Origin of the sequence: Flavobacterium sp. GCM10022190 (assembly GCF_042656445.1) — a bacterium.
GTDB classification, from domain to species: domain Bacteria; phylum Bacteroidota; class Bacteroidia; order Flavobacteriales; family Flavobacteriaceae; genus Flavobacterium; species Flavobacterium nitratireducens.
This window is the reverse complement of the sequence record NZ_JBHSOQ010000001.1, coordinates 68433-82840: the sequence shown is the minus strand read 5'-3', so window position 1 is coordinate 82840 and position 14408 is coordinate 68433. Positions and strand designations below refer to the sequence as shown.

General features: G+C 33.8%; 10 protein-coding genes and 2 tRNA genes. 6 read left to right on the top strand and 6 right to left on the bottom strand.

Annotation, left to right across the window (positions count from 1 at the left end; all coding sequences use genetic code 11):
* Positions 1-167: 167 nt before the first annotated feature.
* Positions 168-1928, bottom strand: a complete 1761-nt coding sequence (sppA, locus tag ACFPTQ_RS00420; RefSeq protein ID WP_379772471.1) for a signal peptide peptidase SppA — start codon at positions 1926-1928, stop codon at positions 168-170.
* 108 nt (positions 1929-2036) lie between these two features.
* On the opposite strand from sppA, the gene folK reads away from it, so the two are divergent.
* Positions 2037-3173, top strand: a complete 1137-nt coding sequence (folK, locus tag ACFPTQ_RS00415) for a 2-amino-4-hydroxy-6-hydroxymethyldihydropteridine diphosphokinase (RefSeq protein WP_379772469.1) — start codon at positions 2037-2039, stop codon at positions 3171-3173.
* A gap of 1 nt (position 3174) precedes the next feature.
* Here folK and ACFPTQ_RS00410 read toward each other — a convergent pair whose 3' ends face one another.
* The 3 genes from ACFPTQ_RS00410 to ACFPTQ_RS00400 all read right to left on the bottom strand — a co-directional run bounded on the left by ACFPTQ_RS00410 (position 3175) and on the right by ACFPTQ_RS00400 (position 7446).
* Positions 3175-6360, bottom strand: coding sequence for a T9SS type B sorting domain-containing protein (locus ACFPTQ_RS00410; RefSeq protein WP_379772467.1), 3186 nt, complete (start codon positions 6358-6360; stop codon positions 3175-3177).
* 32 nt (positions 6361-6392) lie between these two features.
* A complete protein-coding gene (locus ACFPTQ_RS00405) occupies positions 6393-6929 on the bottom strand; it encodes an RNA methyltransferase (RefSeq protein WP_379772465.1) in 537 nt (178 codons plus the stop codon).
* 88 nt (positions 6930-7017) lie between these two features.
* Positions 7018-7446 carry a DUF1573 domain-containing protein gene (locus tag ACFPTQ_RS00400; RefSeq protein WP_379772463.1) on the bottom strand — a complete coding sequence of 143 codons (429 nt, stop codon included), beginning with the start codon at positions 7444-7446 and terminating at the stop codon, positions 7018-7020.
* Positions 7447-7610: 164 nt separating this feature from the next.
* Here ACFPTQ_RS00400 and mutS point away from each other — a divergent pair, with 164 nt between their 5' ends.
* The 5 genes from mutS to ACFPTQ_RS00375 all read left to right on the top strand — a co-directional run bounded on the left by mutS (position 7611) and on the right by ACFPTQ_RS00375 (position 11714).
* Complete coding sequence (mutS, locus tag ACFPTQ_RS00395; RefSeq protein ID WP_379772460.1) at positions 7611-10217, top strand: DNA mismatch repair protein MutS; 2607 nt, start codon at positions 7611-7613, stop codon at positions 10215-10217.
* 144 nt (positions 10218-10361) lie between these two features.
* A tRNA-Gly gene (locus ACFPTQ_RS00390) sits at positions 10362-10434 on the top strand.
* Between the two features lie 13 nt (positions 10435-10447).
* Positions 10448-10533: transfer RNA gene (locus tag ACFPTQ_RS00385), tRNA-Leu, on the top strand.
* Between the two features lie 131 nt (positions 10534-10664).
* Positions 10665-10958 carry a Bor family protein gene (locus ACFPTQ_RS00380; protein WP_379772458.1) on the top strand — a complete coding sequence of 98 codons (294 nt, stop codon included), beginning with the start codon at positions 10665-10667 and terminating at the stop codon, positions 10956-10958.
* Between the two features lie 408 nt (positions 10959-11366).
* The gene (locus tag ACFPTQ_RS00375) at positions 11367-11714 is read left to right on the top strand and encodes a YegP family protein (RefSeq protein WP_379772456.1); all 348 of its coding nucleotides are present in this window, start codon (positions 11367-11369) and stop codon (positions 11712-11714) included.
* A gap of 107 nt (positions 11715-11821) precedes the next feature.
* On the opposite strand, the gene ACFPTQ_RS00370 is transcribed toward ACFPTQ_RS00375, so the two are convergent.
* Positions 11822-12028, bottom strand: coding sequence for a hypothetical protein (locus tag ACFPTQ_RS00370; RefSeq protein ID WP_379772454.1), 207 nt, complete (start codon positions 12026-12028; stop codon positions 11822-11824).
* Between the two features lie 181 nt (positions 12029-12209).
* A complete protein-coding gene (locus ACFPTQ_RS00365; RefSeq protein ID WP_379772452.1) occupies positions 12210-14384 on the bottom strand; it encodes a S46 family peptidase in 2175 nt (724 codons plus the stop codon).
* Positions 14385-14408: the final 24 nt, after the last annotated feature.

Here is a 14408-nt window from a genome sequence, read left to right as displayed (position 1 = left end):
ATAAGATTAAGTATTATTGATATAAAAATAAGTTAATTGATTGAAAGAAAATTATAATATTCTTGGGATAAGTTACAGCATTTCAAGATACTTTTAAAAGTAAAAAAACTCCATTTAAGTAGTAACCTTAAAACGGAGTTTTGATGTGAATATTTTAAGCGAATGGTTTAATATATAGCGATCTCAAAAGGTAATAAGGCTTGAATTCCTCTTCGAGATTGCACTTTTTTGATTTGCTGTAAAAGTTGGTAATTTTCGTTCCCAATTTCCTCTTTTATGATAGAAGCTTTTGAGCTTCCAAATGGAAATTTTGATAACACATCATCGATACTTTTTTCATATTCTGGGTAATTTTGAGTACTGTAATTTTGAGTTTTTCCCAAACGTGCGGCTTCGACAATGGCTGCATTCAGACCGCCAATTTTATCAACAAGCCCAATTTTTAAAGCTTCAGAACCCGACCAAACTCTTCCTTGCGCAATAGAATCTACAGCTGCAAAATTCATTTTTCGACCTTGGGCTACATGGCTTACAAAAGTTTTGTATACATGCTCAATTCCTTCCAGTGTAACCGCTTTAAAGTTGTCTTCCATAGGGACAAAAGGGCTGTAATCGTTGGCATTACTATGTGTTTTTACTTGTTCAATATTAATTCCGACTTTTTTTGTCAACTGACTGAAATTAGGTAAAATCCCAAATACGCCTATTGAGCCAGTGATAGTGTTTTCTTGCGCGAAAATAGTATTGGCATTACATGCGATGTAATAGCCACCAGAAGCCGCATAATTACCCATAGAAACTACAACAGGTTTTTCTTTTTTAGTTAATTCAATTTCTCTCCAAATCAAATCAGATGTTAATGCGTTTCCACCCGGACTATCAATTCGCAACACAATTGCTTTTACATTTTTGTCATTACAAGCTTCTTGAAGCGAACGACGCATAGAACCTTCTCCAATGGTGTTTACGTCTCCTTCGCCACTTAAAATTTCTCCTTGTGCATAGATAATCGCAATTTTATCTTCACTTTCGGTTAGTATGGCGTTGGAAATCATTTGATTCGTGTAGTCGCTAATGGATATTTTGTTATATTCTTTGTTTGGACTTAATTTTAATGCCTTTTTAATATCGTTGTGGTAAACGTCTTCATAGGCAATATAATCAATCAGTTTTTGTTTTTTGGCCATTTCAGGTGTTCTAGCCAAAAGCCCATTAGCAATTTCGTTCAGTTTCGCAACCGTGATGTTTCTACTTTTAGCAATGTCAGCGGCTACAGAATTCCAAATAGATTGTAATAAGGCTGTTGTTTGCTCTCGATTAGCCTCACTCATTTTGTTTTCAAGGAAGGGTTCTACGGCACTTTTATATTTTCCGTGTCGTAGTACTTCCATTTTTACCCCTGTTTTTTCTTGTAAATCTTTATAAAACATGATTTCAGAAGAAAGTCCTTTAAAATCCAATTCACCCACTGGATTGAGATAAATTTTAGAGGCAACCGAGTTCAAATAGTACTCTTTTTGCGAAAATGTATTGGCGTAGGCCATAACAAATTTGCCTGATTTTTTAAAGTTTTCCAAAGCATTTCTTAAATCCTTGCTTTGCGCCATACCTAATTCTGAGGTGTTATTTAAAATAGAAATCCCTTTAATATTGTCATCCATTGAAGCCATATCAATAGCGTTGATAACATCCGAAAGTCCTATGTTTTCCTCTTCTGAGAAAAAACTCATCCAGGGATCTTTGTATTTTCCGGCATAATCGAATTTGATATTTTCCAGATTTAATTCTAATACAGAATTGCTTTTTAGTGTTGGAGATTCATTATCACTTCCAAAAATAGCTGCGATAAAAATGATTCCGAAAAAGGATAACATTAAAAAAACAAATAGACCAACAACGGTAGCGATAACATTGCTTAAAAACTTCATAATAGTATTTTTAATTGTAGAGGAGCGACTTTTTTATGATGATTTACTAAGGCACTTACTGCAAATATATTGCTATTTCTAAAATTCTTTAGTTAATTTGTGCTTAATATGAGAGCACAACATCAAGTTATTTTATCTATTGGTAGTAATCAAGGCAACCGTCTTGAAACTATAAAAAAATGTATTGCGTTAATTCATCAAGAAATAGGAACGGTAATACAAGTTTCTAAGGTTTATGAAACTGCTGCCTGGGGTTTTGATAGTGATTCTTTTTACAATTGTGCTTTGGTTTTGCACTCTCATCTATCAGCAGCTGAGGTATTGCTCAAGGCCTTAGCCATTGAACAAAAATTAGGTCGAATTCGAAATACTACAGATGGATATCAATCGCGTGTTATTGATATAGATATGATCGCTTTTGACGAACAGATTATAGATACTGAAAATCTTAGTGTTCCTCATCCATTAATGCAAAACAGAAAGTTTGTGTTGCTTCCTTTTCAAGATTTAGGAATTAATTGGACTCATCCTGTTTTAGGAAAAAACATTGCGCAATTAGTTTTAGATTGTCCAGATGATGGCGAATGTGTGGCGGTGGAAACAATCGAAAATCCGTTGCAAACAATAGATTTTGGACATTTGCATTATATTGCGTTTGAAGGCAACATCGGTGCTGGAAAAACAACTTTGGCAACAAAAATTGCTGAAGATTTTGGGGCTAAAACTTTGTTGGAGCGTTTTGCAGAGAATTCATTTTTGGAAAAGTTTTATAAAAATCAGGAGCGCTACGCTTTGCCTTTAGAACTTTCTTTTTTAGTAGATCGGTATCAGCAGATTGCTGATGAGTTGGGAACATTGAATTTGAAAAAGGATTTTTTAGTTGCGGATTATCATGTTTTTAAATCATTGATTTTTGCAAAAGTTACTTTGGAGGAAGAGGAGTATCTGTTGTACAAAAATCTTTTTGAAATTATTTATAAAGAAATTCCAAAACCAGACTTGTATGTTTATCTACTTCAGCATCCTGAGCGCTTATTGGAAAACATAAAAAAACGTGGCAGAGATTATGAACAAGAAATTTCTGCTGACTATTTAGAACAAATCAATAACGCTTACATAGCTTATTTAGACTTGCAAAAAGATTTGAATGTTGTAATTATCGATGTAACCAATCGGGATTTTGTGAACAATCAATCGGATTATCTTTTTGTTTTAGAGGAAATTCAAAAGCGTGTTCATTTGTAGTTTATCTTTTTAAGGTAAAATGTCCTCGGATTTCTGGTTTTCCTTCTTCTAATTTTATCACATACCAATAATCATTTGCGGGTAATAGAGCTCCGTTAAAAGTCCCGTCCCAATTGGGATTAGCATTGTTTAAAAATTTAATAAGTTTTCCGTAACGATCAAAGATTTGCACATAAGCGTTAGGGTATTTTGTCATTCCTTTGATTCCCCAATTATCATTATAAGAGTCATTGTTTGGTGTGAAATATTTTGGAATACCAACCACAATTACACTTTTAGAAACTACACCACAGCCGTTTTTGTCATTAATATAAACTTCGTGAATTCCCGCTGGGACATTATTAAATTGGTTGGATTGCTGCCAAAAATTCGATGGCTCATCTAAACTGAATTCATAATCTCCAGGTCCGGTTACATTTACCGTAATAGAATTTTCATCAGACAATTCAACGATGTCTATTGATGTAATAGTAGCAATGTTAGAAGCATTTACGTTAATTGTTCTTGTTCTGCTACAGCCTACACTATTGATAACTTCGACAGTGTAATTTCCAATTTCATTTACGTCTAATGTTGGTGCGTTGATGCCTAAATCGGTTCCATCTTTTTTCCAAATATAATTATAATCCGAAGTAGGAGTGTTATCGGTAATACCGGCATCCAAAGTCACATAAAAAGTAGATAGGTTAGAACAAACTAATTCATTAGCACTCCCGTCAAGGTTAATATCAATTTTAGGAAGAGGTTGTACATTAAATTCAATTATTGTCGATGCAGTACAGTTTGGATTGTTCGGGTTTTCAACTGTTGCAGTAATCTTTTGTGTTCCAGTTACAAATGGATTAGGTAGCGGACTAGGTAGCATAGCACCATTTTCATCATGAAATTTTAGAGTCATTCCTGTTTGTCCACCTAAAATTGTGGTGTCAAAACCAGTGGTGTCAAATGCATATTTTCCGTCTTGTTCTAACGGATTGATTTCGTCATCACAGCTAACTGTAAATGCTGGATTTACAGAGAAAGCTTGAGGCGTTTTGTCGACAATAAATTCAATAGTAGTTTCGTCATAACATTGTGCCGGAGTGTTATTGGTTACTACTGCTTTTATTATTTGTGATGTTGTTGTGAAATTTGACTGAAAAGGACTTGAAATAAGTACTCCGTTAGCATCTTTTAGAGGATTGTTGTTCGAATCGAAATAGGTTACGGTTACATTGGTTTGTCCTTGTAATAAATCAGATTCTAAAGTTGATGTATTAAATGTAAAAATACCATCATCATTGTCATCACATTGGCGGCTAATTATTACTGGATGAGCAATAGGTAAGGCCTCAACTTTTAAACTGATGTATGGGCCAAGTCCAAAACAGGCATTTTCGATTTGACTATCTACCCGCACCCAAATATCTTGGGTATTTGGATAGCCAATGTTTCGGTAGTTGGTAATGTCTGTAATGTTATTAATTTCGGCTAAAGCATCTGCTTCATTTCTGTAATAGTTGATGTTGTATATATCGGTGGTTGGTAATAGACCTTGAATAGTTGCTTTTGTTGCCGAAAGATCAAAGGAACTAATACCGTCTCTGTCGTTATTGTTCGTGTTATTATTGCCATTACTATCTAATAAATCATCACAAACAGGAGGGACTATAATTTTAAAATTAGCAGGGATGTTGGTCGCAGAAACTATTAAGCTGATTTTGGCAACACTAAAACATCCTGTAAGTTTATTGGTTACCCTTGCCCAAATATCCATAGAAGTTGGTGTTGTATTTTCAAAAGCCAGTTCATTTGCAATTAAATCAGAAGTTAATGCATTATTTGCACCATTTAAAGTAGTGTAATAGGTGAAAATTTCGTTGTTGTAATTGCTAGAAATAGCATCGTTTTTCACGGTTAAATTAAAAAGTGTTTTTCCGTCAGGTGTTGCATCGGTATCACATTGTAAAATACTAATGTTATTAACAATTGGTAATGGATTAACTGTTGCTATTACAGTTTTTCTTTCGTTAATGCACCCGGCATCTACATAAAAGCTAGAGGTTGAGGATAAAGTAGGTGTTGTGAAACTGTTTCCAGTTGCAATTGGAGTTGTTGCAGTTTGTGAATCGTACCAGTACACCGTTCCATTTTCGGCAGTTGCTTGCAGTGTTACTGTTCCATTTCCACATCTTGTAGCTGCTGTCGTACTTGTGATTTTTGCCATTTTTAGCGTCGTGCTTGCTGAAAGTAGCAAAGTAGGGTCTCCAGGCATGCCTCCATATTCTACAATGTAGCCCGTTGGATGATAATTACCTGGCGGATCTCCATCGTTAGATAGGTCATTCCATGCGCCAGCCCTTCCTATTCCGGGAGCCGTAATGTGTGCATAATGTTCTCCAGTTGGTTTAAATGGCTGTATATTGTTGTTTGGTTCATTGTTGTTCCAATTTGCATAAAAATAAGGTGCTGTTCTTGTACCATTAATTCCTCCGTTCCAAAAAACAGTTCCGGCTTCAGGCCCTGTCATCCATTTCCAGATATTTTCTGTTTCAGCATCGCTTCCTCCTATCCATCCAGTTCCTGGGGCTTGAGCACCGGCTAATTGAGCTTCTTCTTCAGAGGTTAGTGTAGCTAAATATCCCTGTAGGCCATAGTGTTTTTTTAGGGCTGCTGCATCTCTGGCAGCAGTCCAAGAAATCCCATAGCTGCTTACATATTCATAATAATGTCCATTACTGGGTAAATAGCTTACCTGTCCATTACCAATACTTATAGAAAAACTTCTTGTTCCAGAAGGGTTAGGAGAGGAATTGTAAAATTCAACTGCTTCTATGGCAAATTTTAAATCTGAATAGGGTATTAAATTGCCAGAAGAATTAAAAATTTTTAGTTTTCCTTCAGAAGCAATAAATGTGCTTGAAATAGAAGGATTGTTTAATTTGTAATCATTGCTTAATTGCAATAGATCTTGTCCAATACTATAACCAGAAGAAATTTGAATGTAAACTGCATTAGTACTCGTTTCAGATGGGTCGTGACTGATAGTAACATTTTTTGCAATTTTTTGATACGTTTGAGGGCAGTATATATCATAGCTTTCAGCTGTTATTGATGGTGGATCAATTACAGTTGAGGTAGTAGCGGAATAATTATGATTGTAAAAAAAAAATAATACAATTACAATATGTAAAGTTTTGTTTATCATATTGTAAAAATATTATTTTTTTGAATATAGCGTTATTTAGGCCAATTTATTTTTTTAAATAAATCCCAAACAACGATTCCGGCACTTACAGAAATGTTCAATGAATGTTTGGTTCCTAATTGTGGGATTTCGATACAGCCATCACATAAGGCAACTGCTTCTTGTGCTACTCCATGAACTTCGTTGCCAAATACCAAAGCGTATTTTTGATTTTTTTCTATTTCAAAATTTTGAAGAAAAATAGCACTTTCAACTTGTTCAATAGCTAACGTAATTACACCTTCTTGTTTTAAAGATTGTATGGTAGCAAGAACGCTTTCATTGTGTTCCCAAGTTACTGTTTCGGTGGCTCCTAAGGCTGTTTTGTGAATTTCTTTATTTGGCGGTGTTGCAGTGATACCACACAAATAAATTTTTTCAATTAAAAAAGCATCAGCAGTTCTAAATACAGAACCAATATTGTGTAAACTACGCACATCGTCAAGAACTAAAATTAGAGGTGTTTTCTCTGATTTTTTGAAGTCTTCAATAGTTTTTCGTTCCAGTTCGTTGTTTTCTAGTTTTCTCATTTTTAAGTGATGGCAATTGTTTTAATAAAAAAAGCTTCCGATTTTAAGAAAGGAAGCTCTTTTGCGTATTTTTAAATTAAAAAGTCAATTAGTTAGGAAGTACATTTCCTTTAATTGTTAAAACTTTTGTAGTTTGACCTTCTGCATTAGAAGTAACAGTAACTGTCTTAGAAAATTGACCTACTCTGTCAGTTGCATATTTTACATTGATTACCGCCTTAGCTCCCGGAGCAATAGGTTCTTTTGGGAAAGTAGGTACTGTACATCCGCAAGATCCAACAGCATTTGTGATGATTAATGGTTTGTTACCATTGTTTCTAAAAACAAATTCACGTCTTCCATCAGCGTTGTGAGCAATAGTTCCGTAGTCAATAGTTTCAGACTCAAAAACCATTCCTGCTCCATTTACTTTTGCTGTTTTAGCAGCAGATGTCTTGATTTTCTTTGAAGTTTCTTGAGCTTTTGAAGTTGTTACACCAAAAATTACTAATGCTGCAAGTAAAATTATTTTTTTCATTTTTATGTTTTTTAGGTTTAGTACAACAAAACTAAAGAAAAAATCATGCCAACGAATTAAAATTTACTTAAAATATGTATTTAATTTTTGAGGGGATAGTTATTCATTATAAAATTTTTAAATTCGCTTTCATATTTTTCTAATAAATTTAAATACAAAATACATTGGCATCTAAAGAAAAAGCGGTTAAGGAAACTCCATTAATGAAGCAGTATAATGAGATTAAGAGAAAATATCCAGATGCTTGTTTGTTGTTTAGGGTTGGTGATTTTTATGAAACATTTGGTGAGGATGCTATTCGATCAGCAAAAATATTAGGAATAACTTTGACTAAACGTGGAGCAGGCTCCGATAATGAAACTGCCTTAGCAGGATTTCCTCATCACTCTATCAATACGTATTTGCCAAAATTAGTAAAGGCTGGTCTTCGTGTAGCGATTTGTGATCAATTGGAAGATCCAAAAATGACCAAAACGATTGTAAAGCGAGGTGTAACAGAATTAGTAACTCCCGGAGTTTCTATGAACGATGAGGTTTTGCAATCTAAAACAAATAACTTCTTAGCCTCGGTTTACTTTGCCAATAAATCTATTGGCATCTCTTTTTTAGATGTTTCTACAGGTGAGTTTCTAACTGCTCAGGGTAATGCAGAGTATATTGATAAGCTTTTGCAGAATTTTAGTCCAAGTGAGGTGTTGATTCAAAAGAATAATAAGAATGATTTTAAAACCCATTTTGGAGAAGATTACTATTGTTTTTACCTTGAAGATTGGGTTTATAAAGAAGATTATGCTTTTGAGTCTTTAACTAAGCATTTTCAAACTATTTCCTTGAAAGGATTTGGAGTTGAGGATTTAAAGGAAGGAATTATTGCTTCGGGAGCAATTTTGTATTATTTGTCAGAAACACAACACAACAAAGTACAACATATTACTTCTATTCAACGTATAGCCGAAGATGCTTATGTTTGGATGGATCGATTTACCATTCGCAATCTGGAATTGTATCATAGTTATAATCCTAATGCGGTAACACTTTTAGATGTTATTGATAAAACGCTTTCGCCAATGGGTGGACGTTTGTTAAAACGTTGGTTAGCTTTACCATTAAAAGATATAAATAAGGTAAGAAGTCGACATGAAGTGGTTTCTTATTTGAAGGATAGTCAAGAAGTATTGCAAAAAATGCAGTACCAAATCAAACAAATTTCCGATTTAGAGCGTTTGATTTCTAAAATAGCTACAGGGAAAGTTTCGCCTCGTGAAGTAATTTATTTGAAAGAGTCGTTAGATGCTATTATTCCAATTAAAACATTGGCTTTAGAAAGTAAACAAGAAGCGGTTAAAATAATTGGAGATAATTTGCATAGTTGTGATTTATTGCGTGAGAAAATTAAAACAACTTTAAATCAAGATGCGCCAGTTGCTATTGCAAAAGGGAATGCTATTGCTAAAGGAGTGAATCAGGAATTGGACGAATTACGGGCTATTTCGACTTCTGGTAAAGAATTTTTAGAAGGTATTGAAGCTAGAGAGTCGGAACGCACAGGTATTTCTTCTTTGAAAATATCTTTTAATAATGTTTTTGGTTATTATATCGAAGTTAGAAATACGCATAAAGACAAAGTGCCAGCCGAATGGATTAGAAAGCAAACGCTGGTAAATGCCGAGCGTTATATTACCGAAGAATTAAAAGAATATGAATCTAAAATTCTGGGTGCTGAGGAAAAAATTCATAAAATAGAATCCGAATTGTTCGAGCAATTAGTGGCTTGGATTGCGACTTATATCAAGCCAGTTCAGTTAAATGCAAATTTGGTGGCTCAGTTAGACTGTTTGTGTTCTTTCACACAATTAGCTATTGAAAATAAATATGTATGTCCAGAATTAGATGAAACATTCGAATTGGATATTAAAAACGGTCGACACCCAGTAATTGAAAAACAGTTGCCAGTAGGTGTTCCTTATATTGCAAATGATGTTTACCTAGATAGAGAAACGCAGCAAATTATTATGATTACTGGGCCTAACATGTCGGGTAAGTCGGCAATATTACGTCAAACCGCTTTGATTGTGCTATTGGCTCAAATGGGAAGTTTTGTCCCTGCTGATAGTGTAAAAATGGGTGTGGTGGATAAAATATTTACCCGTGTTGGTGCTAGTGATAACATTTCGATGGGGGAATCTACTTTTATGGTCGAAATGAATGAAACGGCTTCGATTTTGAATAATATCTCTGATAGAAGTTTGGTTTTGTTGGATGAAATTGGTCGTGGAACCAGTACTTATGATGGTATATCTATCGCTTGGGCTATTGCTGAATTTTTGCATGAACATCCCTCGAAACCTAAAACTTTATTTGCAACGCATTACCATGAATTGAATGAAATGAGTGAATCGTTGACTCGCATTCAAAATTACAATGTTTCGGTAAAAGAGTTAAAGGACAATGTGCTTTTTATTCGAAAATTAGTAAAGGGTGGAAGTGCACACAGTTTTGGTATTCATGTGGCAAAAATGGCGGGAATGCCTCAAATTGTGATTTTGAAAGCGCAAAAGATTTTGAAAAAGTTAGAGAAAGATCATTCTGGTGATGCTTTAACGGGTATTAAGTCGGAGAAAGAGGAAATGCAAATGAGTTTCTTTAATTTGGATGATCCTTTATTAGAAGAGATAAAAGAGGAAATTTTGAATATTGATATAAATTCGGTTACGCCAGTAGAGGCTTTGATGAAGTTGAATGAAATTAAAAGAATGTTAACCCGAAAATAATTTATTTTTAATTTAAAGTAAATCAAAAGCTTAGTATAATTATTCAATTTTTTTTCAAAAAAGGCTTGCGTAATCGGAAAAAGGTCTTAAATTTGCATCCGCAATACAGAACAAGTATCGCGGTTCTTTTTGAGAATTGTTAATGCGAAAATAGCTCAGTTGGTAGAGCGCGACCTTGCCAAGGTCGAGGTCGCGGGTTCGAGCCCCGTTTTTCGCTCGATTTACATCATGCTCGGATGGTGAAATTGGTAGACACGCTGGACTTAAAATCCAGTGAACAGCAATGTTCGTGCGGGTTCAAGTCCCGCTCTGAGTACAATAAAAAACCTCTTATTTTTAAGGGGTTTTTTCTTTGTGTAGGTTTTTTTTTAAAAATACGCAGTAACTATTTTGATAATTTGTTTTTTTGTGTATTTTCGTATAAATTAATAATTAAATTTATACAAAATGAAAAAAATGATTACTCGTGCAGCAGTAGCTTTCTCAGCTGCTATTTTTATGTCTTCTTGTTATTCTTATACTAGTGTTGTGGGTAATGGAGGAACAGGGCAAACTAAAGTAACAAAGTGGAATAGTTATTTAATAGGTGGTTTGATTCCAGTAGGTGTTTCTGATTCTAAAGCGATGGCCGGTGGAGCAACAGATTATACTGTTACTACTAAGCATTCATTTGTAAATATGTTGGTTGGTGGTTTGACGTTTGGTTTTTATCAGCCAACTACTACTATTGTTAAAAAATAATTTAAAGATTAAAGCCTGTTTTAAACAGGCTTTTTCTTTATATAAAAAAGACTTTTATAGAAATCTACTTAAAAGTCAATAACTTTAAATGAATGAGATTGGTTTTTTAATAGGAGATTTAAAAGTTAATAAGGTTAAATATTTAAGGGAAAATTGGGAATATGGGCTAAAATAATTTAGATTTGTTTTTTTGAGTCTAAAGTTGGTATTTGGTTTTGTGTGAACTTACGATTTATTCAAGAGTGAAGAGGGTTTCAAACAAATGTTTGGAGCTTTTTTTATTTTATATCAAAATTAGTTTTGTGGTTTGTTTTGAATCTTGTGAGAGGTGTTTAGAAGTAAAAGTGAGCTTTGTGAATTCTGAATCCTTGGGGTCTGGAATTTTTTAAAATTGGAATTTAATAAAATATGGGGACTTTTGTTATTAGTAAAAGATTTAGCGGGGATTATAAATTTGAGTTTACTTCTAGAAAAGGGAAAACTATATTTACAAGTAATGTGTATGAATTAAGAATGGATTGTGAGGCTGATGCAGAGTATTTGCGATCTGTATTTGATATTTGTTCTTTTGTGAAATTTAAGACTTCTAAAGGGAAGTTTTTCTTTCGACTGGTAGTAGATGGTAAAGTGATGGCTGTGAGTAGAAAATACAGTACAGAATTGATGGTGCAAAAAGGTATTGATGAGATTGTGAAATATGGAGCAAAGGCAGAGATACTGGATTTTGCGAACAATGATTTTGAATTTATTGATTGATTCAATTCAATTCAATTCAATTCTTGTTATTAAGGCTGTAATTTCACTTATGGGTATAAAAAAAGCCGTCACAATTGTACGGCTTATTTTTTTACTGTAATTTAAAATTACTCAGCAGCTGGAGCTTCAGCAGCTGGAGCAGCAGCAGTTGTATCAGCAGCAGCAGCAGTAGTGTCAGCAGCAACAGCAGTTGTGTCAACAGTTTCTACAGCAGTTGTATCAGCAGCAACTTCTTCAGTAGCAGCCTCAGCTTTTTTACAAGATACAACAGATAATACAGCAACTACAGCTAAACTTAAAAATACTTTTTTCATCTTACTTTATTATAAAAGGTTAATTATTAATTCGAGGCAAAGATATAAAATTTTTAATATGTAAAATATTTTTTCGCTTTTTTTTTGAAAAAATAATGAGCCAAATTTCTCGTGTATCTTAGTGCCTCCTTGTGTTTAGCTTTTAGTTTCTTTTTTTTTGATATACAGTAGATTGTAAGTTCTATTTTAATTTGAGCTTACTATGTTTTACGGTTCTTTTCTTTTTAGGATGCACTAATTTTAATTCGTTAATTAAATTTTGAGCTCCAGCGTATTTGTCGATGATAAATAAAATGTAGCGAGCGTCTACCATTATGTTTCTGCAAATACTAGGATCGTAGTAGATATCACTCATGGTTCCTTCCCAAACACGGTCAAAATTGAGTCCTATAAGATTCCCTTTGGCATCAATAGCGGGACTACCTGAATTTCCTCCGGTAGTATGATTGGTTCCAATAAAATTCAAAGGCATTTGGCCATTTTCGCCATAGATTCCATAATCCTTTTTGTTGAATAAATCGATTAGTTTTGGTGATACATCAAATTCGTAATCTCCTGGAATGTATTTTTCCATTACACCATCTAAGTAACTAATGGGTTTATAAATAGTAGCATCTTTAGGTTCGTATCCTTTTACTTTCCCATAAGTAACTCTTAATGTGCCATTGGCATCTGGAAAAATACGGCTGTCTTTGTTAAGTTCTAATTGTGCTTTCATGTAGCTTCTTTGTAAAGAAGTTATCTTTAAATTCAAAGCATCGTATTTTGGAAGGATTTCAGAATGGTATTTAATACTTAATTCTTTTACGAGCTGGAATGCTTTGTCTTGATTAATCGCATTAAGAACTGTTTTAGCATCTCCAGTCAATAATTGTTTGAAATCTTCGTAGTTGGATAATTTTGTTGATGTATAAATTTCTGTAGAAAGTTTTTTAGCATCTATATTGTTTAGACTTTGTGGTAAAAATGGTTTAGGCGATTTAGTTGCATATAAACTAATAAGCTGTTCAAAAACATCTCTGTCAACTTTAGCACTGAAATTTTTGTAGAAACCAGAAAGGCCTGCAATTAAATTGTTTTTACGATCATTAAATGATTGCTCACCTTGAATTAAGTAAACTTGCTCTAATTGGTATAAATTGTAAGCAACTTTCAATAATTCTGTATTTCGTAATACTATTTCTTGGAAATAATCTCTGGCTAAGACATAAGGAGCTATTTCAGTATAGTTTTTTTCGAAATCATTTAAAAGATTTCCATATTCTTTTTCTTTTCCTGCTTGGATAACTTTGTCAAGGAATTTTTTTTCTGCTTCTTGTTTTTTGGCTATTGCATTTGATTTTTTTATTCCTTGGCTTTCACCAATCCATTTTTTCCAATAATTGGCAATACTGGCATATTTTGAAGCATACTGAATTTTTATAGCGTTGTCTTCTCTCATATAACCGTCGGCTACTTTGAGTGCTTTATCTCTGATTTCAATTTTTGCAGGATTTAATTCGTTTACTATCTGGTTGATGGCAACAGCAGGTAAATATTCATTTGTGTTACCTGGATATCCAAAAACTAGGGTAAAATCGTCTTCGGCTACACCGTCCAGCGAAATTGGTAAAAAATGTTTGGGAGTATAAGGAACATTGTCTTTCGAATACGGAGCTGGTTTGTTGTTTTTGTCAGCGTAAATTCTGAAAATTGAAAAATCGCCTGTGTGACGTGGCCAAACCCAGTTGTCTGTATCAGAACCAAATTTTCCGATAGAAGATGGTGGTGCGCCTACCAAACGAACATCGGTAAAGGTTTCCGTTACAAAAAGCATATATTGATTCCCTTCGTAAAACGTACGAATTTTGTTTTCTTGCCAACTTTCTTTTGGGAAGTTTTTGCTAATTGCAGCGATGTTATTTTGGATTTTTTTCTGTTTTTCAGCTTCGTTTGTAATGGAAGCCGTTCCCTCTAAAACCATATTTGTTACATCTTCTATTTTTACTATAAAAGTCACATACAAGTCTTTGTTAGGTAATTCATCTTCCATTTTAAATGCCCAAAAACCATCCGCAAGATAATCGTGTTCTACAGTTGAATGCGATTGAATTTGTGCATAACCACAATGGTGATTAGTAAGTAATAATCCTTTAGGCGAAATCACCTCAGAGGTACAACCTCCATTAAATTGAGGAACAGCATCTTTTAAACTGGACTGATTGACATCATAAATATCTTTGATAGACATTTTCATTCCTAAATTCTTCATTTCAGTTGCATTCATGCCATCTAATAAAGAGGGTATCCACATCCCGCCCTGTTGCGCGTGGGTTTGAATTACGAATAGGACAAGTATAAGTTTTAAAAATTTCATAGGTTTAAATTGAGTTGTTTTTCA